The sequence below is a fragment of the Oceanobacillus saliphilus genome (genome assembly GCF_023522835.1).
Lineage (GTDB): Bacteria > Bacillota > Bacilli > Bacillales > Amphibacillaceae > Oceanobacillus > Oceanobacillus saliphilus.
Genome location: NZ_JALCZU010000017.1, coordinates 1 through 20,718, shown reverse-complemented (window position 1 = coordinate 20,718; position 20,718 = coordinate 1). Strand labels below are relative to the sequence as shown.

Below are 20,718 nucleotides of genomic sequence, written 5' to 3'. Positions count from 1 at the left end.
AACAGCAGGCTCGACTGCCTGCTGTTTTTCTATGTCGTTGGGTCACCAACATATAATTTGCTTTTCAGCTTGTGCTCGGAGAAAATCCAACCAGTGTAGGAGCTAATGATTTTCATGTTTTTATCAATTTGTACCACCGCAACAAATGGATAATAGGTTTTCGATCGATAGCGGAGATCGATGAAACGAACTTCTGTAACGGAATCAAACTGATTAATTTCCCAGCGGTAGACAGGTGAGAAATTTAAAAACGCTTCGATATTTTTGTCTTTTTTGGCAGTATTTATAATTGGAGTGTCCGGCAAAGGCACCTTCCAAAATTCATCGACAATTTCAATGTGACGGTTTTCAACTGTGCCTACATAAAATTTATCCTCTGTTGTAATGGCAACACGCCAGTAGTTTTGTTTTATTGTAGGTGATGTAGCGATTTCAATTGTATCTGGAAAGTATTCTTTTATTTTTTTCACGATTTCCCGTTTGTCCATGTAACGTTTTATATAATATAATACAATGACCGTATAGATGGTCACCCAAGTGTAGCCAGGGTTTGCCCCAAGAGCCCATGCGGTGATTCCTGCAATATTAAGGAAAAAGATATAGGGATCAAACGTGCTAATGAAGCCCTTCGCTATCCATTTATTGGAAAACGGTCTGAATGCTTGTGTTCCATAGGCGTTAAATAGGTCGACAAAAACATGAATGATGACTGCCAATGATGTCCATAGCCATAAATGAAAGTAACTTACTTCGGGAACAAACATGTAGATGATACCAGACACTAGCAACCCCCATAAAAAGATTGCTGGCAGTGAATGGGATGCACCGCGATGGTGACGAATATAGGTTGCATTATTTTTGAGTTTAAAAACGGTATCGAAATCCGGTGCATGTGAACCAACCACCGTCCCGACCAATACAGCATTAAATAGTACCGGATCGTTATGCACTGCAGGGTCTAAAGTAGCCAATCCACCTAACGCGATGCCCATTACTATATGAGTGCCAGTATCCATACAAAGTGGTCCTCCTCAAGTGGAATATAAGAATTATATGTGTATTGTAGCATAAAGGAAGTGCAATGATGACTAAAGAATTATTAAAGAATTTCAACATTTCAACATTCCAAAATGATATTCTCAGCTGGTATGGTGAAACGAAACGAGATCTGCCATGGCGTAGAGAAAGGGATCCATATAAAATATGGGTTTCCGAAATCATGCTGCAGCAGACGAAAGTAGATACAGTTATCCCTTATTTTAATCGTTTTATCGATAAATATCCAACTGTTTATGAGCTTGCCGCAGCAAATCAACAGGATGTTCTCAAAACATGGGAAGGTTTAGGGTACTATTCCCGTGCAAGAAACCTTCAAAACGCGGTACGTGAAGTAGTAGAAAAATATGATGGGAAAGTCCCCTCCACACCAAAGGAGTTAAGTTCATTAAAAGGAATTGGCCCGTACACTAAGGGGGCTATTTTATCCATAGCCTATAACCAGCCTGAACCTGCCGTTGATGGGAATGTCATGCGCGTCTTTTCAAGGCTTTTGATGATCGAAGAGGATATAGCTCAGCCACGTACAAAAAAACTGTTTGAAGAGTATGTTCGCCAAGTGATATCGGAAGAAGATCCTTCGTCTTTCAATCAGGCAATTATGGATTTGGGAGCGACAATCTGCACGCCAAAGTCTCCGGCCTGCATGTTTTGTCCTGTGCAGGAGCACTGTCAGGCATTCGCGGAAGGCGTACAGGAACATTTACCGATTAAAGCCAAGTCTAAAAAACAAAAAACAATGCCCTATGTAGTCTTGCTTATAAAAAACAATTATGGTGAATATGTTATCGAAAAAAGAGCGGAAAACGGATTATTGGCAAATCTGTGGCAGTTTCCAATGGTTCCAATAAACGAAATTAGTATCGAATATCTTGAAAATTGGGTTTACAATGAATATGGCTTGCGAGTGCGATTAGGAGAGCAAAAAGGGAAACTGAAACACGTATTTTCCCATATTATTTGGCAGTTGGAAATATACGATGCGACAACCGATCAAGTTGAAACAGAGGATAAAAGATTAATTTTTGTGAATAAAGCGGATATTTCAAAATACCCTTTTCCGGTTTCACATCAGAAAATGTTTAAACACATAGAAGGCATGGAAAAGTAAAAATCAATTACTAAAAACGATCAAGACTCCCTCTATTGGTTGAGGGAGTCTTGATCGTTTTCGGCTCGGTGATACATTTCACTGTTAATTTCATGTAAAATCGTTAATCCTTCTGAATTTATATAGGGTAGAATTTGTGAAAGTGCATGCTGAAAATAGTGCAATTCGTTATCATGCCATTTAGTTTTACTAAGCATAGACAGTTCTGTAAAGTCCCTTGGTGTGTTCATGGCAATTCCTCCAAAAATGAACTGAAATCACATTATTAAGGTTTACTATTTCCTCCGTTTTATTCGTTGCCATATTTTACTTTTCGCGACAACCTAAAAATGTAGAAATAAATTGGATAACTTCATGTGGAATGGATAGATTAATTATTGCGGAGGTGATAGTGATGGCTAAAAAACCAAATCAAACAACTTCAGGTACAAATGTTCAGCACGTAAAACAGCAAAACCAACAAGCTGCTCAAGGACAAGGGCAGTATGGAACTGAGTTTGCTTCTGAAACAGATGTTCAGCATGTAAAACAGCAAAATCAACAATCCCAATCAAAAAAGAAGTAACAAATCAATATTCCAAGTGACAAAAAGGGTACCCTTCTTTTTAATAAGAAGGGTATCCTTTTTGTTTCTTCTGATTTATTCAAGTCTCCATCGTAGTGATTCTGAGGAAGTTACTGTTTTAAAAAACTCTTCTCCTTTTCTGATTGGGGCATTATGCTTTATATTTAGCTATCTTACCTTTATAATTGATGGATAATTACACGGAATGGATATACGCAGAAAGGAAGATAAAATGGTGGCTCCGAAGGCGGGATCTAAAATGCAAATACAGAGCTACAAACACAATGGACAACTGCATCGGACATGGGAGAACAGTGTGGTTTTAAAAGGTACGGAAACAGTGGTTATCGGAGCAAACGATAGGACGCAGGTAACAGAAAGTGATGGTCGTACCTGGATCACTAGAGAACCAGCGATTTGTTATTTCCATGCGAAGTATTGGTTTAATATAATTGGAATGCTTCGAGATGACGGTATTCACTATTATTGCAATATAAGTTCACCTTTCATATACGATGAAGAGGCATTGAAATATATCGATTATGATCTGGATGTTAAAGTTTATCCAGACATGACCTATGATTTATTGGATGAGGATGAGTATGATGAACATAAAGAATTAATGAACTATCCTGTTGTTCTTGATCGAATTCTTCATAATAATATGGAATATCTGTTAAGATGGGTTAGACAACGGAAAGGACCATTTGCACCAGATTTTGTAGATAATTGGTATGAAAGATATTTGACATATCGCTGAAAGTGAAGTTTTTAAGGCATTCATTTAGAGAATATATCCTTGTTACCAGGTCAGATGTGTAACAGGGATTTTTAGTGACACAAAACAATAGAGGAAGATCAACTATATGAGCAGTGTAAAGCAATACATGAAATTTGTAAAACCATATAAATGGAAGATATTTTGGACAATTCTTGTTGGGATTATTAAATTTGGCATACCTTTATTAATGCCTTTAATTTTGAAATATGTCATTGATGATATTATTGGTGCAGATATGAGTGATACAGATAAAATCACAAATCTGTTTTGGATAATGGGTATTTCATTCGCTGTATTTCTTGTATTGCGTCCGCCGATTGAATATATTCGCCAATATTTAGCTCAATGGGTCGGTAATAAAATTTTATATGACATTCGAGACAAGCTGTTTGACCATATACAAAAATTGAGCTTGAAATTCTATTCTCAGACAAAAACCGGCGAAATTATTTCCCGGGTAATAAATGATGTCGAACAAACGAAAAATTTCGTAATAACTGGATTAATGAACATATGGCTTGACCTGATAACGATACTCATTGCCATAGCGATTATGCTGACGATGGATGTGAGCTTGACCATTGTGTCCATCATTCTTTTTCCACTGTTCGGTTTTGCGATTAAATACTTTTTCGGCAGATTACGTCGTTTGACAAGGGAAAGATCCCAGGCTCTCGCTGAGGTGCAGGGCCATCTCCATGAACGGGTGCAGGGTGTGCCTGTGACGAGAAGTTTTGCACTGGAAGACTATGAGCAAGGTCAGTTTCAATCACGTAACAGAAATTTTCTTGATAAAGCTTTGCACCATACGGATTGGAATGCAAAGACATTTGCTGTAACGAACACGATTACGGATTTAGCTCCACTTCTTGTTATAGCTTTTGCCGGCTATCAGGTAATAATCGGAGATGTAACATTGGGAACGATGATGGCTTTTGTCGGATATATGGAAAGAGTCTACAGCCCATTGAGAAGGCTTATTAACTCTTCAACAACTCTTGTTCAGGCCATTGCATCCATTGACCGGGTATTTGAATTTATGAATGAAAAGTACGATATTGTTGATAAGGAAAATGCCATCGAACCAGGAAGAGTGAAAGGAACTGTCGAATTCTGTAATGTTTCCTTTACGTACGATGAAGAAGAACAATCTGTTTTGAGCAATATTCACCTTAATGTCGAAAAAGGTGAAACAATAGCACTTGTAGGTATGAGTGGTGGGGGGAAATCTACCTTGATCAGTTTAATACCACGATTTTATGATGTTACCGGCGGGGCGATTAAAGTTGATGGCATTGATATTCGAGATATGAAAGCCAGGTCATTGCGTAATAATATAGGAATGGTTCTCCAGGATAATATACTTTTCAGTGAATCCATTGCAACGAATATTCGGATGGGTAAACCTGATGCAACAGATGAAGAAGTGATTGCAGCAGCAAAAGATGCAAACGCACATGACTTTATTGAATCCCTGCCATATGGGTATGATACGCTGGTTGGAGAACGTGGTGTCAAATTGTCAGGGGGGCAAAAACAACGGGTCGCAATTGCACGTGTTTTCCTAAAGAATCCTCCAATTCTGATCTTTGATGAAGCGACATCTGCACTCGATCTGGAAAGTGAACATTTAATTCAGGAGACGATGGAAAGACTGGCATCTGAACGTACTACATTTATTGTTGCACACCGACTTGCAACCATTACACATGCTGATCGTATTGTTGTAATTGAGAATGGTCAAATTGTGGAGGTAGGTTCCCATAATGAGTTAATGAATCTCCAGGGGCATTATTATGATTTATATCAAATTCAGCATTTGGATGATGTAAAAGCATAATCATGACAATAAAGGGTTCCATTTTGAGGTGTTTAACACTAATTAAATAATCAAATTAACCTACAAATTATATGCTAAAAGCTCTGCATTTTAGCAGAGCTTTTAGCATTATAAAAATCAATTTAACTTATGGGGGTTCCTAAAATTTCAGACATTTTATGTTAAACTTAAATATGAGATTGGAAGAAATGTACTAACACTAACTGGTTAGGATAGTGTAAGAAGATTATTTGATCTTGGTTCAACAATTTGATCATTTATTGGACACGATGGTAATTGTTAGAAAGAGAAAATGACTTGGAAACATTATAATTTTTTGAGTCTTAATACTAAATAAAGAACTGTAAGTATTTAAATACAGTTCTTTATTTTTTTAGCAAGTAAGAAAGTATAAACTTTCTTACTTGCATAAGTGCAACTAAGGCATTCGCCCAAAGGCTTGGCGCATGCCAAGTTTTCTAATTATATTTTAATGACTACAGATAAAATATATTTCATTTTAATATTATTGAACCCACATACCGCCATCGATGATAAATCTGTCAGCTGTAATATATTCTGAATCATCGCTTGCCAAGAATAAAACAAGTTTTGCTACGTCTACTGGTTCACCATGGCGTCTTAATGGGATCATTTGAGCTACAGCGTCTAATCCTTCTTGGGTGGTTACTGTATCTGTAAGCATTTTCGTATTGATAGAGCCGGGATGTACGGAGTTCACACGAATTTTAAAGGGTCCAAATTCAGCAGCTGCTGAACGACTCAATGCCTCAACAGCACCTTTACTTGCAGTATAAGGATTAAAACCACCTGCATTGATAACACTTGCTAATGAACCGATATTTATAATGGAACCACCACCATTTTCTTTCATATATGGTGCAACGGTTTTAATACCAACAAATTGTCCCCAGGTATTAATATTCATAGCAAATTGGAAATACTCTTGATCTACTTCTTCATAAGACTTCGTAGCCAGCACACCAGCATTATTAACTAGAACATTAATCTTTCCAAACTCTTCAATTGCTTTTTTTGTTACCTCCTGCCAATTTTCTTCAGAAGCTACATCATGTTTTAAAGCAATCGCCGACCCTGGAAATTCTTCATTTATTTCTTTTGCTATATTTTGTACATTTTCAAATGCAACATCGGTTACAACTACCTTTGCACCTTCTTTAGCTAATAATTTAGCTTCTGCTGCTCCTTGTCCCCCGCCTGCACCTGTTACAATTGCTACTTTGTCATCTAATCTTCCCATAGAAAATCATCCCTTTACATTTTATATTTAATTCAATAAAAATCAATTACAAGTAAATGATAAGGCTTACAATGAAAAATGTCAATTTAATAGTTTGAAAAGAAATAGAAATATAAAAAACAATTAATTTGATATATGCGTTGTAAGATATTGCTAACAAAGATAACTAATACCGACAGGAGGAATACTCAATGAAAGCTGCTGTATTTTATGGTGAAAAAGGCCAACGTAGAAGTATAGTTAATAAAGTTATTTATTATTCAATTACTGGTACTGAGTGATACATGCATCTCGTTATATTCGTTTTATAATTAACATTATGTTAGTATTTACTTAGCTTGCTAAATATTTATTGAAAGTGAGGTTTGCTTGTGGTCGATAATGAAATACGTGAACACATTGATAAAATATCCTCTCAGATGCGAAGGCAATACTCAGAAATGTTACGAGAATTAGGCCTTCATGTCGGTCAAGATAATTTACTGTGTAAATTGTGGAATGAAAATGGGATGACACAAATGGAATTGAGAGAACAGCTAAGGTGTGAACTCCCTACCGTTACAAATATGGTTAAAACGCTAGAAAAAAAGGAATTTGTTTATCGGAAGAAAGACGCTGATGACGGCCGTGTTAGTCGTGTTTATTTAACGGAAATAGGATGGGGAGTTCGTGATCCTATCGAGGAAATGTGGCGCAGTCAACAAGATAAACTATTGAAAGGACTAACAGATGAGGAACGTGTACTCTTAAATAAGTTCTTACAGCAAATGGAGAAAAATCTGCGCTAAATCTCTATTTCCGCGTAATTACTTAGCAGGCTAATTAATTACGAAACTGTTTTACATATTTACCCTCAAATGTTTAGTAGGCTAGTAAATGAGAGCTATAAATGATTATAGGAGGACTGTGTGATATGTCGATTGACGTTAAGGATATTAAACTTTCCATTTTGGATATTGGTACAAAATTGCAAGAAAATGATGTGAGCCAGACATTGGAAGATTCAACAGAACGCATCCAACTTGCGGATGAATTAGGTTATTCACGCTATTGGTTTGCAGAACATCATAATACAGCAAACCAAGTTAGTACATCTCCAGAATTAATGATTGCTCATGCTGCTGCACATACAAATCGTATTCGAGTAGGCGCAGGTGGGATTATGATGCCGAATCATAGTCCATTAAAAGTAGTGGAAAACTTTTCATTATTAGAAGCGATGCATCCGGGCAGAATTGACCTCGGAATCGGGAGGGCGACTGGAACAGATCATGTGACTGCTTATGCCCTAAGGCAATCCAAGGAAGCTGTATTATCATACGATTTTCCGAAACAATTTGATGAATTGCTTTCCTTTTTCAATCGGGATTTTCCTTCTGATCACCCTTACAATGGAATCATTCCTATTCCAAATGATGGGAATCATACACTAATGCCAGCCATATATATGCTGGGTTCGAGTACTGGGGGAGTGCAGTTTGCCATGAGTGAAGGTCTTGGGTTTGCTTTTGCTTCTCACTTGGCTCCACATTTAGCGACTCAAGTACTACGTGGATATCGAAATAACTTTAAACATTCGAAGCACTTTACAGAACCAAAAGGTATTTTTACGACGATTTTAATTACGGCGGAGACAGACGAAGAGGCTCAGTATTTAGCTGGTCCAGCTGAGTTATTCTGGGCGAGATTACATACAGGTGACATTCATTCACCATTCCCAACATTGGAAGAAGCAAGTAACCGTGAGTACTCACCAGCAGAAAGTGCAGCAAGAATCCAAAATAAAGATCGCTTTATTATTGGAGGGATTGAGACGGTAGGACAAAAGTTACGACATATAGCGAAAGAAACGATGGTCGATGAAATAATGATTATGGAGTATTACGCAGATAAAGAAGCTAGTCAAAAGGGTTATCGGCTGCTTGCGGAAGAGTTTAATTTAAAAGGAACTAACGAATAGAGGAGCAGATAATATGGAAAACAAACCAAAAATGCAATTAGTGATGCAAATGGGTTCCGGTTATGGGTTAGACCAGGGTGCTTGGAGTATGCCTAATGCAGTTACGGATGCTTATACAAATATAGATGTACAGGTTGAATTAGCAAAAATAGCGGAGCGTGGAAAAATACAAATGATTTTCTTCGCTGATACACCTGCACTGACGTCTGATATCAGTAATCAACCACCTCAGTCCCCGATGGATCCGATTGTTTTATTGACAGCATTGGCTAGAGAGACGGAACGAATTGGTTTACTTACGACGATATCTACTACTTTTAACCACCCCTACAATGTTGCCCGGCAACTAAAAGCACTAGATGTAGTCAGTAATGGAAGAATAGGAGTAAATTTTGTTACGACTTCCAACCCTGTGGCAGCTATGAACTTTGGAGATAAGGTACCAAGTCGCCAAGAAAGATACGAACAAGCACATGAATTTATGCAAATTGTTCAGGGCTTATGGGGGAGCTGGGAAGAAGATGCTCTGCTGCTTGATGTTGAAAATGGAAAATTTGCTGATATGGACAAAATTCAACCGGTTAACCTGGCTGGAAATTACGTCCAGTCAAGAGGACCTTTGCCAATTCCACCTTCAAAGCAAGGACAACCTGTTATTTTTACAGCAGGAGGATCCGAAGAAACACTTAAAATTCTTGGACAATATGCTAATGGTCTGTATACAAATCCATATGATATGAAAACTGCAAGTGTATATAGAGAAATTTTTCGTGCAGGGGCAAAAAGATTTGGGCGTGATCCAGATGAGATAAAAGTATTTCCAGGTATTATTCCTTCGATTGCACCTACTAAAGAAGAAGCGTTAGAACGACGAAGACAACTAGATCGTAATGGTGATTTGAGAGGAAGGGTTCAATATTTAGGGTCGATGATTGGTGTTCCTTTATCATACGAACAAATTGATCAACCGGTTCCGAAGCATATGCTTGAGTCTGCCTTTGCGAACCCGCAAGATCCACGTTCCCCGGGAGCATTAGAACTTGTTAAGACAGGAATGACGATACGGGATGTATTGGCACATGGGGTTATTAATTATCATCCAGTTATTGTTGGTACCGCTGAAGATGTTGCTGATTTTATGGAAGAATGGTTTGTGAACGGAGCGTGTGATGGTTTTGCCATTCAACCAGACGTAAGCTTTGATGGTATTCGTGATTTCGTTGACCAAGTTATTCCGATTTTACAAGAACGAGGCTTGTTCCATGAAGATTATGAAGGTACTACTTTACGTGAGCATATGGGAATACCTTACCAATATGGAGGCATGGAGTAGATTTTATAAGACCAAAATTTATGAATGATTAAGATATCGTTCATGTTGATCATTAACAATTGGTTTTAGGTTAATACATTTGTTTGACCTATATAATTATCCTATTTGGAATGAGACAAATCAAGCTTATCAATTTTAAAAGGAGTGTTAACATGGCAAATGAAAAACAAGTAAGTAACAAGAAAATTGGTGTTGGAATTATTGGTGCAAGCCCATTAAACCCTCATAGTTGGGCAATGAACGCACATATTCCTGCTATTAAGGCATTACCTGAGGATTATGAACTCCGAGCAGTAAGTACAAGCCGTCGGGAATCAGCAGAAGCAGCTGAAAAGGAATTTGGAGTGCCAGCTTTTGATAATCATCAGGATTTGGTAAATCATCCTGATGTAGATTTGGTCGTTGTAACAGTGAAGGTTCCTTACCACCATGAACTAATCTCTGCTGCACTAGACGCGGGCAAAATGGTGTTTTCGGAATGGCCACTTGGTAATGGTCTAGTAGAAGCGAAAGATCTTGCCAAACGTGCTGAACAAGCGGGGATTCGCACTGCGGTAGGCTTACAAGCACGTTTTCAACCTGCTATTCGTTACGTGCGTGATTTAATTGCGGATGGTTATATTGGTGAGTTGCAAGGATCGGTCCTAGTCGGATCAGGTACAGGTTGGGGGAATGTTACAGATCGTAACCATGCATATTTATTTGATGCAACTAACGGTGCGACGGTACTATCGATTCCAGTTCTTCATGCCCTAGATGCTCTATCTTATATGCTCGGTGATTTTATAAGTGTTTCAGCTAACCTTGTAGCAAATCAAAAAGAAGTTCTATTAATGGAAGAAAATAAAAACATTCCTGTTACTTCGCCAAATTATGCTTCTATCATAGGTACAGTAAATAGTGGTGCAGCTATCTCTGTATTTTATCGGGGCGGTAGCTCTCGTGGAGAGAATATGCGTTGGGAAATTAATGGAAGTAAAGGTGACTTGGTCTTAACTGCTCCAATTGGATCAGTCCAGTTGACGGATTTAAAATTGGAAGGTGGCCGCGCGGAAGATACAATGGTCAGTGAGATGGCTATTCCCTCTTCTTATTATGAACTGGCTCAACATGTACCAACGAGTGTATCTAGTAATACGGGAAGACTGTATGCGCAATTTGCAAAAGATATTCGTGAAGGTACCAACCTTACGCCTGATTTTGCACATGCTCTAGTTCGCCATCAGCTTCTTGATGCAATCGAAACATCTTCACGTATGGGAATGGCACAGAAATTAGACTAGAGCTCTTTAACTATAACTAATAAGTAAAATTATATGACATAGTTAATTTCTATAAGCGCTCGCCCCTGCCCTAGAGCGCTCCAAACCTGAAAGAAGCGCTCATGCCCCGCCCCTGAACGCTCCAAAATTTACGAAAAGAGCAAACCAAAAAATGGACGCTCCGCATGGAAGCGTCCATTTTTTCATTTGCAGGAAGAGGTAAATACAACAATTTTCCTTCCTGCACTGATGAATATAGCTATAGCCCTATTTACTATCCTTTCATCGCCTTAAACGCATTTCCAACTGCTTCGATTGTTTCGTCGATATCTGATTCACGGTGCTCTGTTGTTAGGAACCATGCTTCATATTTTGAAGGGGCGAGATTAATACCCTGTTGGAGCATTAATTTAAAGAAGCGTGCAAAAGCTTCGCCATCCGTTGCTTCAGCATGGGCGTAATTTGTGACCTTTTCTTCACCAAAATACACAGTAAGTGCACCACGTAATCGGTTGACGGTAATCGATGCGTCGAATTCCTGCGCTTTTGTAAGGATACCTTTTTCCAATCGGTCACCAAGTTTATCCAGTTTTTCGTAAACACCATCTTGTTTCAATACTTCCAGACAGGCGATTCCTGATGCCATGGATGCCGGGTTCCCGGCCATTGTTCCTGCTTGATATGCAGGTCCAAGCGGTGCAACCTGTTCCATAATATCTTTTCGTCCACCATAAGCTCCGATAGGTAGTCCACCACCGATTATTTTACCCATTGCAGTCATGTCAGGTTCAACACCATACAACTGCTGTGCACTTCCATAAGTGAATCGGAATGCAGTAATTACTTCGTCATAAATAACAAGTGCACCTGCTTCGTGCGTCAAGTCGTTTATTTCTTGAAGAAATCCTTCATGTGGCTCTACGATTCCAAAATTTCCTACAATCGGTTCTACTAATACTGCTGCAATTTGATCTCCCCACTTAGCCAATGCTTCTTTGTAGGCTTCAAGGTCATTAAATGGGACTGTAATTACATCTGCTGCTGTTGATTTTGGTACACCGGCGGAATCTGGTGTTCCGAGCGTAGATGGCCCTGATCCTGCCTGAACCAATACAGCATCAAAATGCCCATGGTAGCATCCTGCAAATTTAATAATCTTTGTTCTGCCGGTATAGGCACGCGCTACGCGAATTGTAGTCATAACTGCTTCCGTACCTGAATTATTAAAACGAACTCTCTCAAGTGAAGGGATAGCTTCCTTAAGCATTTTGGCAAATTGATTTTCCAGTTTTGTCGGGGTACCGTATAATATCCCGGTAGTTGCTGCATGTGCAATCGCTTTGGCGATATGTGGGTGGGCATGCCCCGTAATGATCGGTCCATATGCTGCAAGATAGTCGATATATTTATTCCCATCCACATCCCAGAAATAGGGGCCTTGTCCACGCTCCATATATACTGGGGAACCTCCACCTACAGCTTTATACGCACGGGATGGTGAATTAACACCGCCGACAATATGTTCCAAAGCTTCTTTATGCAGTTCTTCTGACTTTGTGAAATTCATCTATATTTTCCTCCCTTAAGTCCATGCAGTAGCAACATGTAACACTAACTAATATAACAAAGATGGATAATGAAAACAGTTTTATTGAACTGGATTTAAGTTTTTTTAAGACAAGCCAGCTGTTATTTTGCATACATATATTATACAACGATTAAAAAAGAGGGGCCCTCACAATGATTATTCCTTGGCTGTTATTTCTTTGTGTCTGTTTTGTGCTTGGAAGGAGTTTATATGATTTCATCCGAAGCAAGCGAAAGAATCTAATGATGGAAACATGGGAAAACCATTTCTCGACAGAAGTGTTTGTTTCTTTATTACTGATTTATATTATCGTACTATTCGGTTATGGCATGATCTATTTTATATTATCTTTTCAAGGAATTATTCTTGTGGAGAATGGTGAGTTGCGGCAGGTCAGCATTGTCGGATCGATCATTCACTCGATGTACTTCAGTGGAGTTACATTGCTTACAATTGGTTATGGGGATATTACGCCAATAGGAATTGGACGGTTCATTGCTTTGACAGAAGCATTGATTGGCTATATTTTGCCTGCTGCCTTTGTATTGAAAATTGTTCAGTTTGGAGGGAGAAGCAGGGAAGAATGAAATTTGTTCTCACTATATGCTATAGTACAGGTAAACAAGTTTTGATGGAGGGGTTAGTATGACAGTAGAAGTTGGGAAACAGATTGAGGACTTTACATTACCGAGCCATTCGGGGGAGCAAGTAAGCTTATCCGATTTTAAAGGGAAACACGTCGTTTTATATTTTTATCCAAAAGATATGACTCCAGGTTGTACGACCGAGGCTTGTGATTTTCGTGATCGACATGCAAGCTTTGCAGAACTGGACGCAGTGATCATTGGAATCAGTCCTGACCCGGTTGAGAGTCATCAGAAATTTATTAATAAACATGACTTGCCGTTTTTACTTTTAGCGGATGAAGATCATCAGGTTGCAGATGCTTTTGGTGTATGGAAACTGAAAAAGAACTTTGGAAAAGAGTATTATGGTATTGAACGTTCCACATTTATCCTTGATAAAGAAGGAAAACTTCAAAAGGAATACCGAAAAGTAAAGGTAAATGGTCATGTGGAAGAAGCTTTAGAATTTATTAAAGAAAATCTTTAATCGTATTGAAAGCAGTCCATGCAAGGGCTGTTTTTCTTTTCAGTCACTAAGAAAACGTTTACTATATAAGAAAGGTCAGTAAGGGGAGGAATAACAATGATATTATTTCCTGCAAAAATTTCGAGTAGACATCGGGAGAAATTAAGGGAGGCATTCCCGGAACAAAAGATTGTTTTTTCAGATAATCAGGATGAAACATTAACGTATTTACCTGAAGCAGAGATATATGTAACATATGGAAATGATATTAATGAAACATTAATAAGTAAAGCGGAAAATCTAAAGTGGATCATGGTGTTATCTGCTGGAGTGGATGAGTTACCATTCCAAATGCTTGAGGAAAAGGGTATCATGGTGACAAATGTTCGAGGGATCCATAAGGTGCAGATGGCGGAATATGCTATATCGATGCTGCTTCAGGTGTATCGAAATGAAAAAGTTTTATTTCAAAATGAGAATGACGAGAAGTGGGATAAGTCGGTCAGGATTAATGAGATAACTGGTAAAACAATCGTTATTGCTGGTACAGGGGCAATCGGTCAAGAAGTGGCACGTCTGGCAAAAGCCTTTCGCATGAAAACGATAGGTATATCAAGAAGCGGGAAAAAGGTGGACTACTTTGATGAGAATCATACGAATGAGGACTTGACTGAAGTCCTGCCACAAGCGGATTTCCTCGTCTCTGTATTGCCGAGCACAAAAGAAACGAAGCATTTCTATATCGATGAACATTTCAAAGCAATGCCTAACCATGGTGTATTTTTGAATATGGGACGGGGAGATGCGGTCAAAAGCGAAACAATACTAAAAGCGGTTGAAACTGGGGAGATTGCCCACGCGGTGTTGGATGTTTTTGAAGAAGAACCATTACCGGCGAACCATCCGTTTTGGAACGAAGCGAATATCACGATAACACCTCATCTCTCGGGCCTTTCACCACATTATGTTACAAGGGCAATGGAAATATTTACAATGAACCTTGAAAAATATTTGGAGCGAAAAGATGACTTCATGAACAAAATAAACTTATCCAGGGGGTATTAAGATGCGTATATACACTCGCTCAGGCGATAAAGGGTTAACATCTCTCGTCTATGGAAAACGCGTACCTAAGAATCATTTACGTGTAGAAGCATATGGAACTTGTGATGAGGCTAATTCTGCAATTGGATTGGCCCTCAGTTTCCTTGATGCACAAGACTGGGATGGAAAAAAGACATTTCTTGATCAAATGCATAGGGTTCAGACGATTCTTTTTCATGTTGGTTCAGAACTGTCCACGCCAAAGGATAAGGAAGTTAGCTGGAAGCTGGAGCAAAAACATATAGATGAAATGGAAAAGCAGATTGATGAGTGGGATCAGGAACTGGAACCGCTTAAAAACTTTATACTCCCGTCAGGTCATAGCGCTTCAAGTGCGTTGCATATTGCAAGAACGGTTGTAAGACGTGCCGAACGTATGGCGGTTGGATTGGAAGATGAACTTGAAAACAGTCTTGTTCTATCTTATTTGAATCGCTTATCCGACTTCTTGTTTGTTGCAGCCAGATATGTAAATAAAAAATTGGGCGGAGAAGAGTTAACATTAAACGTGGATGTTTAATAACTGGTAATACTGGTAATTAAAATGATATCGAATAATATACTATTATTGACAGAATGCTATGGGAGCAGGTACACTAATTATAAAGATTATAATCTAATAATGTTATTAATTGAACAATATATTATTGAAAGAGAGGTGGTTGGCGGTGTCTGAAGAAAGATTACGGGAAGCGATAGATACATTAAAGGAATCAGGCGTCCGTATCACACCACAACGTCACGCAGTTCTTGAATACCTGCTTAATGCAATGGTACATCCAACAGCAGATGAAATCTATAAAGCTTTGGAAGGCAAATTCCCTAATATGAGTGTTGCTACTGTTTATAATAACCTGCGTGTTCTAAAGGAAATCGGACTTGTTCGCGAATTGACTTATGGTGATTCGTCAAGCCGTTTCGACTGCAATACGTCTGATCATTATCATATTATATGTGATGCATGCGGCAAGATAGTTGATTTTCATTATCCATCATTGGATGAAGTGGAATCACTTGCAGAGCAAGTAACAGGATTTGAAGTAAGTCACCATCGCCTTGAAGTATATGGTAAATGCGACGAATGCCAAACGCAAAAGCATTAACAACATATAAAAACCAGTTGCATTTATAATAACGGGTTCACTTGTGAGGTGCAATATGATAATTCGCATCATCATTCACAAGGTAGTTTACACAATTATTATGAATGAGTTCGCAGTATAAATTACATTAATAGGACTTCGAGAATTTTTTTTCTCGAAGTCCTATTTTTATAATATAAGAAAGTAAAAAATTTTGGCAGCAAAAACAGCCACGTCCAGCTCCGGTTCCTAGAAACTCCCGTGATAACCGTTGACGACGCTAAAGTCTAGCCTTAATATCCAATGTTACAAGTAAAGAGTATGCACTGGGGATTTAAATAATTCATTGCACGGACGGAGTAGAATTTTAAGTATTGTAAGATATTGCACTTTAGTATAAGTAAAATATCTTACAAGCACATAATAGCATTAATAAATATGAAACTTTGCTTCATTCTTATTTTATTAAATGACACGGTTGCTTAATATTGCGTCTTTTTAATCTACTAATAATTCCTCCCAATCTTCAAATGACAACTTTTCAGTAATATGTTTTAATTCATTAGGAACTTCAATAAAACACATCAATTCTAAACTATTTCCATCTGGGTCATCAAAATAGACAGAAGCATTTCCCTGATGTGGTCTTACAAATGGCTTAATTGATTTTCTACCTCCAAATGTTGCAGCTTCAACTTGTATGGATTCAAACCATTCTATAGACTTTTTTAAATCCTCATATGTAACTCGAAAAGCAATATGTCTTAAAGATGGGTGATAAGAAGTCTGGTACTCCTTTCCTTCCCACAATCCTAACCAGCTTTTCCCTTCTTCTATCCAAAAGAAAGCAGTGTCTTCATCACGCCAAGCAAACTTTAAACCTAATTTTCGATAAAATTTAATTGACACTTCTAAATTTTTTACAGGCAAATGTGCTTCATATAATCCCTTTATCATTACTCCCACTCCTTTGAAAAGTATCTTATCTTTAATAATCCTGCCCGATAGTAAATAACTCTGTATAATAATTAAAGAATCTGCCTTAGTTTTAGCTTGGGTTATTTTATGATCTTTACTGGAACCCATTTTCTGACACTATTGATGAGCCAGATGGCTGAAACATCTGAGAGTTCTTCTACAAGTATTTTTCTTTCTGAAATCACATTCCTATCCAGCAAATGCTTTCGATATGTTCCTGGGAGTAACCCTGAACTCAATGGAGGTGTATATAATTTAGCGTTCAATTCAATCACGATATTACCAGTTGTGAATTCAGTGATTTCCTGTTCTTCATTCCATAACAGCACATCGTAAACATCAGGATGAAGTGCTGCAATAGCTTCGTATACACTTCTGTTTGTTGTCTTATGATGAAGAAATACGTTATCCCTTACGATTGGTATGCTTGCCAGCTCTACATATATTGGCTCTGTAAATGGAGTCATTTCATTTCCTTCTATATAGAGTTCACCAAATCGATTCGATAGTAACCTTACTTTCCAGTTACCTTGATTATGATTTGCAGCAAACACATCCAATTGAAGTCTGGCAGCTGCAAGATCCAATTTAAAATCAAAAAAATCTGCTGTTTTCTGTAATCTTTCCAAATGATTATCGAGTACGAGGTAGGATCCATTTTCCAAACCAAGTGATTCCAATAATTTGAAATCAGCAGGCTTTACGTCCAATACTTTAGCTTTTGTAAGGATTTCATTATATTCCTCTTCATCTGTTGAATCCCACGTAATACCACCACCAACACCGTACGCAGCAATGCCACTTTCATTATTGATCATAACGGTACGAATAGGGACATTAAAAATGGCTTCTTTTTCAGGCGTTATATAACCAATTGCACCACAGTACACATCCCTCGGACTACTCTCGAGTTGATGAATAATATCCATTGTGCTGATTTTAGGGGCCCCGGTTATCGATCCACAAGGAAATAGTGCTTTAAAAACGTCTAAAATTGTTTTTTTGGGGGAAATTTCAGCAGTAACCGTAGATGTCATCTGATACACGGTCGGGTACGTTTCAATGGAATATAATTGGGGAACCTTTACACTTCCTTCTCTAGCAATCATTCCCAGATCATTACGCAATAAATCGACGATCATCACATTTTCTGCACGATTCTTTTCAGATCGGTATAGCCAGTCTGCATTATATTTATCTTCTTGTTGATTGTTGCCACGAGCGATGGTGCCTTTCATTGGCTTTGTTTTCATATTCCTGTCTTTCAAGTGGAAGAATAATTCAGGAGAGGCTGAAATGACCGTATAATCTCCAATGTTTAAATAGGCACTGTAATGGGCAGCCTGGGCTTCTGCCAATTGATTATAAAATGCAATAGAATCCCCTTTAAATTCTGAGAGCATTCTGATTGTATAGTTGACTTGATATGTAATTCCTTGCTGGATATAATCTTTTATTCGCTGAATGTTATCATTATATTCATTTCTTTTGGTTTCTGGTTTCCATTTTGTCATCCCAAACTCCTGAAAGCTCTCCAGTGTCTCCTTGCTGGGTTGCTCATATATTCCAAACCAAAGGAGCGGCATTTCTGGATTGGCATTTACCTTGAAGTCTTTATCAAAAGCTGGGGAGGCTTCATAGGAAACATAGCCCGCGGCATAGTAACCATTATTTGTTTCTTCTTCAACTTCCTCCAATAAAGGAATTATCTCTTCTATAGAAGATGTGGAGATTATCCTTATTGGATCTTTAAAAAGCAATGGGTTTTTCCTTCCATCCTCTTTTATAAAGTCAAAATGCAGTATGTTGTTCATTTATTTCTTTCCTTTCCAGAACATATTAAAGCTAAAATAGACGTATTAAAGTTTAAAAAAATCCGTCGGCGCCGACGGATTTAATGTTTTTTATTGGATTTAGCGTATTTCCGTGTATTGTATTTTTCATCAAATTCTTTTCCTTCTAGCTCCCTGTCCATCGTCATAGGTTGCTTACAATGCATACAAGCATCCACACGTCCAAGCATTTTTGTTGGTTTCTCACAGCTTGGACAGACAACCGGCACTGCCTTCAGTGACAACATTCCTATCCATAAATAAACGACACAGCTGAAAACGACCATCAATACTCCTAATAAGAAGAATAAAACCATTAACCATTCTATATTTTTTGTTAATATGCCAGCATACATTAATAATATTCCACCGAAAATCAGAAGTAGGGCAAAAGTTCTTATTTTATTTATTTTACTCGAATAAACCAATTGTTGTGCCATGTTTTTCCTCCTTAGATTACAATTGTAGTATAGCATATATTCTTAAAAATTTTGAATCTGAAAAAGGAATTTTGCTTAAATATAGCGAACTATAATAATAATAGAAGAATGGAGGAAATGAACGATGGATAATTTCCTGAGACCAATATATCAAGAGCATGCCAGCAATCCAAAAACAATGGGTATCTTAATCATAGAAAAAACACAATATGATAGTCCGATAACCGATGATTTTGACGTGATTCTACTTATAATAGTGAAAGACTATCATCAAACTTGGTATGTAAAACATTATGAGGTTGCTAAGAAAACAGCAGCAGTACATATTGTGAAAGAAGATATATTGACGGAGTGGATAGATACGAGCGGATACCGCAGGGCAGTTGAGTGGGTTATATATGGAAAAACGGTATTCGACCGCAATGAATATATTAAGGGTTTAAAAGAACAGCTACGCGAATTTCCCGTGGAAAAAAGGAATCTTAGAAAAGCAATCGTTTTTGGCAAACTTATCAAGTGCTATAGTGAAGCGAAATCTCTATATGAAACTGGAGAAATTAAGGATGCCCATAGTAAAATTCTTGTCTCCCTTCATTATCTTGCAAGACTCTCTGTAATTGAAAAAGGATATTATCCTGAAGTGACTGTGTGGAGCCAAGTGAAGAATATCGATCTGGAAGTGTATAAACTATATGAAGTATTTATTGAAAGTAATGAAGAAGTCGGAAAAAGGATCGAATTGATGATTATCGCCATGGACTTTGTAATTAACAATAGAGCAAAGACAGCCGCAACGCATCTTCTGGATATCATGAAGGAAGAAAACACTGCTTGGTCCTATGCCGATATTAAAAATATGCCGAATGTTCAACCGTATACGTACGATTTAAGTGCAGTCCTTTCCTATCTTATTGAGAAGAATATCATTTCAGTAATTTTGGAGGGAACGAAAGGGGAAGGAGTTTTTCAAAGGAAATATATCGTAAATAAAAATGAGTAACAATACGAATTGGAAATGAATATAATTAACGGAATTGCGGTAAAGCCCACGTGAACGAACCTTTGCTCATGTTAGCTTTACCTTTTGTAAAGGGAACGAAAAGTTATTGTAAATTAATTGTTGACATTATTATATAACCATGATAAAGTTATGTCTGTTGCCAAATTCCACAAGGAATTGCGACAAAAAAATATAAAAATTAATTGTTGACATGATATCAACGGTTATGTTATATTAGAGAAGTCGCCGCTGAACAAAGCGACTTACAAATTTGCTCTTTGAAAACTGAACAAAACAACCAGTATGTCAAGAAAGAAAACGACGTTTTCTTTCAAAACAAGTAACAAACAGAAGCTAGTCTTCTGACTAAGCTAATTCAAACACTTTTATGGAGAGTTTGATCTTGGCTCAGGACGAACGCTGGCGGCGTGCC

The 20,718-nt window shown here is 37.9% G+C and carries 21 protein-coding genes; 14 read left to right on the top strand and 7 right to left on the bottom strand.

What is annotated here, in order from left to right; all coding sequences use genetic code 11:
* Positions 1–29: 29 nt before the first annotated feature.
* The gene (locus tag MN204_RS19520; protein WP_249872756.1) at positions 30–1,016 is read right to left on the bottom strand and encodes a metal-dependent hydrolase; all 987 of its coding nucleotides are present in this window, start codon (positions 1,014–1,016) and stop codon (positions 30–32) included.
* 68 nt (positions 1,017–1,084) lie between these two features.
* Between MN204_RS19520 and mutY the strand changes: the two genes are divergently transcribed.
* Positions 1,085–2,167 carry an A/G-specific adenine glycosylase gene (gene mutY / locus MN204_RS19515; RefSeq protein ID WP_249872755.1) on the top strand — a complete coding sequence of 361 codons (1,083 nt, stop codon included), beginning with the start codon at positions 1,085–1,087 and terminating at the stop codon, positions 2,165–2,167.
* 32 nt (positions 2,168–2,199) lie between these two features.
* Here the strand turns inward: mutY and yfhS are convergent, their stop codons facing one another.
* Positions 2,200–2,397, bottom strand: a complete 198-nt coding sequence (yfhS, locus tag MN204_RS19510; RefSeq protein ID WP_249872754.1) for a mother cell protein YfhS — start codon at positions 2,395–2,397, stop codon at positions 2,200–2,202.
* A 164-nt stretch (positions 2,398–2,561) separates the two neighbouring features.
* Here yfhS and MN204_RS19505 point away from each other — a divergent pair, with 164 nt between their 5' ends.
* The 3 genes from MN204_RS19505 (at position 2,562) to MN204_RS19495 (ending at position 5,353) form a co-directional block, all read left to right on the top strand.
* Positions 2,562–2,732 carry a gamma-type small acid-soluble spore protein gene (locus MN204_RS19505; protein ID WP_249872753.1) on the top strand — a complete coding sequence of 57 codons (171 nt, stop codon included), beginning with the start codon at positions 2,562–2,564 and terminating at the stop codon, positions 2,730–2,732.
* Between the two features lie 232 nt (positions 2,733–2,964).
* The gene (gene ntdP / locus MN204_RS19500) at positions 2,965–3,492 is read left to right on the top strand and encodes a nucleoside tri-diphosphate phosphatase (RefSeq protein WP_249872785.1); all 528 of its coding nucleotides are present in this window, start codon (positions 2,965–2,967) and stop codon (positions 3,490–3,492) included.
* Positions 3,493–3,598: 106 nt separating this feature from the next.
* Positions 3,599–5,353, top strand: a complete 1,755-nt coding sequence (locus tag MN204_RS19495) for an ABC transporter ATP-binding protein (RefSeq protein ID WP_249872752.1) — start codon at positions 3,599–3,601, stop codon at positions 5,351–5,353.
* A gap of 505 nt (positions 5,354–5,858) precedes the next feature.
* Here MN204_RS19495 and MN204_RS19490 read toward each other — a convergent pair.
* Positions 5,859–6,614, bottom strand: coding sequence for an SDR family NAD(P)-dependent oxidoreductase (locus MN204_RS19490; protein WP_249872751.1), 756 nt, complete (start codon positions 6,612–6,614; stop codon positions 5,859–5,861).
* 371 nt (positions 6,615–6,985) lie between these two features.
* Here MN204_RS19490 and MN204_RS19485 point away from each other — a divergent pair, with 371 nt between their 5' ends.
* From MN204_RS19485 to MN204_RS19470, 4 genes are all read left to right on the top strand, one after another.
* Entirely contained in the window at positions 6,986–7,402 is a 417-nt protein-coding gene (locus MN204_RS19485) for a MarR family winged helix-turn-helix transcriptional regulator (RefSeq protein WP_249872750.1), read from the top strand.
* Positions 7,403–7,527: 125 nt separating this feature from the next.
* Complete coding sequence (locus MN204_RS19480; protein WP_249872749.1) at positions 7,528–8,574, top strand: LLM class flavin-dependent oxidoreductase; 1,047 nt, start codon at positions 7,528–7,530, stop codon at positions 8,572–8,574.
* Between the two features lie 13 nt (positions 8,575–8,587).
* Complete coding sequence (locus MN204_RS19475) at positions 8,588–9,907, top strand: NtaA/DmoA family FMN-dependent monooxygenase (RefSeq protein WP_249872748.1); 1,320 nt, start codon at positions 8,588–8,590, stop codon at positions 9,905–9,907.
* A 152-nt stretch (positions 9,908–10,059) separates the two neighbouring features.
* Positions 10,060–11,190, top strand: a complete 1,131-nt coding sequence (locus MN204_RS19470) for a Gfo/Idh/MocA family protein (RefSeq protein ID WP_249872747.1) — start codon at positions 10,060–10,062, stop codon at positions 11,188–11,190.
* Positions 11,191–11,443: 253 nt separating this feature from the next.
* Here MN204_RS19470 and MN204_RS19465 read toward each other — a convergent pair whose 3' ends face one another.
* Positions 11,444–12,736, bottom strand: a complete 1,293-nt coding sequence (locus tag MN204_RS19465; protein ID WP_249872746.1) for a glutamate-1-semialdehyde 2,1-aminomutase — start codon at positions 12,734–12,736, stop codon at positions 11,444–11,446.
* A gap of 173 nt (positions 12,737–12,909) precedes the next feature.
* Here MN204_RS19465 and MN204_RS19460 point away from each other — a divergent pair, with 173 nt between their 5' ends.
* From MN204_RS19460 to perR, 5 genes are all read left to right on the top strand, one after another.
* The gene (locus MN204_RS19460; protein WP_249872745.1) at positions 12,910–13,344 is read left to right on the top strand and encodes a potassium channel family protein; all 435 of its coding nucleotides are present in this window, start codon (positions 12,910–12,912) and stop codon (positions 13,342–13,344) included.
* Between the two features lie 58 nt (positions 13,345–13,402).
* Positions 13,403–13,870 (top strand): thioredoxin-dependent thiol peroxidase, encoded by a 468-nt coding sequence (gene bcp, locus MN204_RS19455; RefSeq protein WP_249872744.1) that lies wholly within the window; start codon positions 13,403–13,405, stop codon positions 13,868–13,870.
* 96 nt (positions 13,871–13,966) lie between these two features.
* A complete protein-coding gene (locus tag MN204_RS19450) occupies positions 13,967–14,914 on the top strand; it encodes a D-2-hydroxyacid dehydrogenase (RefSeq protein WP_249872743.1) in 948 nt (315 codons plus the stop codon).
* A gap of 1 nt (position 14,915) precedes the next feature.
* The gene (locus MN204_RS19445; protein WP_249872742.1) at positions 14,916–15,473 is read left to right on the top strand and encodes a cob(I)yrinic acid a,c-diamide adenosyltransferase; all 558 of its coding nucleotides are present in this window, start codon (positions 14,916–14,918) and stop codon (positions 15,471–15,473) included.
* Between the two features lie 148 nt (positions 15,474–15,621).
* A complete protein-coding gene (gene perR / locus MN204_RS19440; RefSeq protein WP_249872741.1) occupies positions 15,622–16,056 on the top strand; it encodes a peroxide-responsive transcriptional repressor PerR in 435 nt (144 codons plus the stop codon).
* A gap of 477 nt (positions 16,057–16,533) precedes the next feature.
* On the opposite strand, the gene MN204_RS19435 is transcribed toward perR, so the two are convergent.
* The 3 genes from MN204_RS19435 to MN204_RS19425 all read right to left on the bottom strand — a co-directional run bounded on the left by MN204_RS19435 (position 16,534) and on the right by MN204_RS19425 (position 19,285).
* Entirely contained in the window at positions 16,534–16,992 is a 459-nt protein-coding gene (locus MN204_RS19435; RefSeq protein ID WP_249872740.1) for a VOC family protein, read from the bottom strand.
* Between the two features lie 101 nt (positions 16,993–17,093).
* The gene (pabB, locus tag MN204_RS19430; RefSeq protein WP_249872739.1) at positions 17,094–18,827 is read right to left on the bottom strand and encodes an aminodeoxychorismate synthase component I; all 1,734 of its coding nucleotides are present in this window, start codon (positions 18,825–18,827) and stop codon (positions 17,094–17,096) included.
* 80 nt (positions 18,828–18,907) lie between these two features.
* Positions 18,908–19,285 carry a YgzB family protein gene (locus MN204_RS19425; protein ID WP_249872738.1) on the bottom strand — a complete coding sequence of 126 codons (378 nt, stop codon included), beginning with the start codon at positions 19,283–19,285 and terminating at the stop codon, positions 18,908–18,910.
* 124 nt (positions 19,286–19,409) lie between these two features.
* Here MN204_RS19425 and MN204_RS19420 point away from each other — a divergent pair, with 124 nt between their 5' ends.
* Positions 19,410–20,285, top strand: a complete 876-nt coding sequence (locus MN204_RS19420) for a nucleotidyltransferase-like protein (RefSeq protein ID WP_249872737.1) — start codon at positions 19,410–19,412, stop codon at positions 20,283–20,285.
* Positions 20,286–20,718 lie beyond the last annotated feature (433 nt).

Bases quoted from the DNA above. Each gene is read 5' to 3' on its own strand.
- MN204_RS19495 (WP_249872752.1), top strand. From the start codon at position 3,599: ATGAGCAGTGTAAAGCAATACATGAAATTTGTAAAACCATATAAATGG.
- ntdP (WP_249872785.1), top strand. From the start codon at position 2,965: ATGGTGGCTCCGAAGGCGGGATCTAAAATGCAAATACAGAGCTACAAA.
- bcp (WP_249872744.1), top strand. From the start codon at position 13,403: ATGACAGTAGAAGTTGGGAAACAGATTGAGGACTTTACATTACCGAGC.
- MN204_RS19520 (WP_249872756.1), bottom strand. From the start codon at position 1,016: ATGGATACTGGCACTCATATAGTAATGGGCATCGCGTTAGGTGGATTG.
- mutY (WP_249872755.1), top strand. From the start codon at position 1,085: ATGACTAAAGAATTATTAAAGAATTTCAACATTTCAACATTCCAAAAT.
- MN204_RS19445 (WP_249872742.1), top strand. From the start codon at position 14,916: ATGCGTATATACACTCGCTCAGGCGATAAAGGGTTAACATCTCTCGTC.
- yfhS (WP_249872754.1), bottom strand. From the start codon at position 2,397: ATGAACACACCAAGGGACTTTACAGAACTGTCTATGCTTAGTAAAACT.
- MN204_RS19420 (WP_249872737.1), top strand. From the start codon at position 19,410: ATGGATAATTTCCTGAGACCAATATATCAAGAGCATGCCAGCAATCCA.
- MN204_RS19475 (WP_249872748.1), top strand. From the start codon at position 8,588: ATGGAAAACAAACCAAAAATGCAATTAGTGATGCAAATGGGTTCCGGT.
- MN204_RS19465 (WP_249872746.1), bottom strand. From the start codon at position 12,736: ATGAATTTCACAAAGTCAGAAGAACTGCATAAAGAAGCTTTGGAACAT.
- MN204_RS19435 (WP_249872740.1), bottom strand. From the start codon at position 16,992: ATGATAAAGGGATTATATGAAGCACATTTGCCTGTAAAAAATTTAGAA.
- pabB (WP_249872739.1), bottom strand. From the start codon at position 18,827: ATGAACAACATACTGCATTTTGACTTTATAAAAGAGGATGGAAGGAAA.
- MN204_RS19450 (WP_249872743.1), top strand. From the start codon at position 13,967: ATGATATTATTTCCTGCAAAAATTTCGAGTAGACATCGGGAGAAATTA.
- MN204_RS19425 (WP_249872738.1), bottom strand. From the start codon at position 19,285: ATGGCACAACAATTGGTTTATTCGAGTAAAATAAATAAAATAAGAACT.
- MN204_RS19480 (WP_249872749.1), top strand. From the start codon at position 7,528: ATGTCGATTGACGTTAAGGATATTAAACTTTCCATTTTGGATATTGGT.
- MN204_RS19505 (WP_249872753.1), top strand. From the start codon at position 2,562: ATGGCTAAAAAACCAAATCAAACAACTTCAGGTACAAATGTTCAGCAC.
- MN204_RS19470 (WP_249872747.1), top strand. From the start codon at position 10,060: ATGGCAAATGAAAAACAAGTAAGTAACAAGAAAATTGGTGTTGGAATT.
- MN204_RS19460 (WP_249872745.1), top strand. From the start codon at position 12,910: ATGATTATTCCTTGGCTGTTATTTCTTTGTGTCTGTTTTGTGCTTGGA.
- MN204_RS19490 (WP_249872751.1), bottom strand. From the start codon at position 6,614: ATGGGAAGATTAGATGACAAAGTAGCAATTGTAACAGGTGCAGGCGGG.